The sequence below is a fragment of the uncultured Capnocytophaga sp. genome, from assembly GCF_937936315.1.
Classification (GTDB): Bacteria; Bacteroidota; Bacteroidia; order Flavobacteriales; family Flavobacteriaceae; genus Capnocytophaga.
In genome coordinates this window covers 1-1,750 of sequence record NZ_CALGWU010000029.1, presented here as the reverse complement: position 1 = coordinate 1,750, position 1,750 = coordinate 1, and the positions used below count along the sequence as shown (strand labels likewise).

General features: G+C 41.3%; 2 protein-coding genes. Both read left to right on the top strand.

The genetic code is table 11. From position 1 onward, the window contains the following. Positions 1–307 precede the first annotated feature (307 nt). The gene (locus Q0162_RS05375; protein WP_297890148.1) at positions 308–1,057 is read left to right on the top strand and encodes a helix-turn-helix domain-containing protein; all 750 of its coding nucleotides are present in this window, start codon (positions 308–310) and stop codon (positions 1,055–1,057) included. Between the two features lie 76 nt (positions 1,058–1,133). Next, positions 1,134–1,511 carry a VOC family protein gene (locus Q0162_RS05370; RefSeq protein WP_297890145.1) on the top strand — a complete coding sequence of 126 codons (378 nt, stop codon included), beginning with the start codon at positions 1,134–1,136 and terminating at the stop codon, positions 1,509–1,511. The last annotated feature ends 239 nt before the right edge of the window (positions 1,512–1,750 follow it).

Below are 1,750 nucleotides of genomic sequence, written 5' to 3'. Positions count from 1 at the left end.
TGATTGAACACGATTTAGACGTCATTCGCAATGCTCATTATATTATCGATATGGGGCCCGGTGGCGGTGCCGCAGGCGGAAGAATCGTAGCTCAAGGCACCCCTCAATCAGTAAAGAATAATGCCAATAGTATTACAGGAAAATATCTATAAACCTAGTAAAATTATAAGAATCCCCGCTGGTAGGCTTTGCCTACCAGCGGGATTTTTATTATAATTAACACATTTGCTAATTGGCTAATTATTTGTACTTTTGCCCTTCATCAATAGCAAACAACGTGTTATCACTTCGTCCCTATTATCACCCTATGCAATCGGTTATTCCTGCGGAAGAAAAAGAGGTTACCTATATCGAGTTTCTTCCGTGTGAGGCTTTGCGCCCGTTAATCTATTGCTATTGGGAACTGAAATCTCCTCCGCGTAACACACCTTTTTGCTACCGAGTAGTTGCCGATGGTTGTATAGACCTATTTTTTGACTGCAACAACGCGCAGATGAGTTCCGTTATGGGCTATTGCAATACGTATGTAGAGTTTCCTATAACGGGTGCCTTTCACTATGTAGGGGTGCGCTTTCTGCCCAGTGCCTTTCCGCTACTTTTTGGTCAGGATGCTTTTGAAATCAGCGCACAAGAAATTCCCTTGCGTGAGGTAGTACCCGCCTTGGCTACTTTTATTGCTCAGCAGTTGGAAGCTCCTATTGCCTTACCTGCCATTGCACAGCGTTTGAACAACTATTTTCTCCGCCACCTATCTCAACACTCCTTGCAGATGGACAACCGCTTTTTCTCGGCACTTTCACAGATATTGCAAAGCAAAGGTAGCATACACATCAGTGAGTTGGATACCGGTATCAGCACCCGACAGTTGCGCCGCCTTTTCGACTACTACATAGGCGATAGTCCCAAGACTTTTAGCAATATTGTGCGCTTCCAACATATACTAAGAGTGAAAGCCTACCATAACCATTCCTTTTTAGATACTTATTACGACCAAGCCCACTTTATCAAATCGTTTAAAACATTCTATGGTGATACCCCGAGTAAGGTGTTGGGCTGAAGAATGTCCGTTTTTTACAATTGTATTCCCTGCGCTTGCAGTACTTTTGCCTCCGAATAACAAATACATTATCAGAATGAAATTAAACGCAGGTATTATCACCGAGAAATTAGCCGAGAGCAAGGCTTTCTACACCCAAGTATTGCAATTTGGCGTTACTTTTGAAAACGACTTTTATTTGCTGTTGCACACCCCCAATCAAGAGGCAGAAATCAGTTTTTTGTTACCTAATCACCCTTCGCAACAGCCTATATTCCAAAAACCTTTTACTCAACAGGGCGTATACCTCACCATTGAAGTAGAGAATGTAGACGACTATTACCACAAGTTAAAAGAGCAGGGCGTACCCATTGCCATAGCGCTTCGCGAAGAGCCTTGGGGCGACCGCCATTTTGCTATTATAGACCCCAACGGTATCGGTATTGATATAGTAACCTATTCAGCACCAGAGTAAGATATTGAAAATAAAATACCCCCCCCTTCCCGCTTGTAGAGAAATCTATCGGCGGGGAGTTTTTATATCCCTAACTCATAGTAATACCTACACCTTAAAAAAATATTTATAAAATAATATATAGTAAGTTTGCTTATTATATAAAAACATATTACCTTTACGCCCGAATAAAGAAGTAAATTTAAATTAACGTGAGTTCGACATAAGAAAGTTACTTTTTTCTTGCAAGAAAGGGATAT

What these genes read in the sequence shown, in the direction of transcription:
- Q0162_RS05370 (WP_297890145.1), top strand. Translation starts at nt 1,134, where the DNA reads ATGAAATTAAACGCAGGTATTATCACCGAGAAATTAGCCGAGAGCAAG.
- Q0162_RS05375 (WP_297890148.1), top strand. Translation starts at nt 308, where the DNA reads ATGCAATCGGTTATTCCTGCGGAAGAAAAAGAGGTTACCTATATCGAG.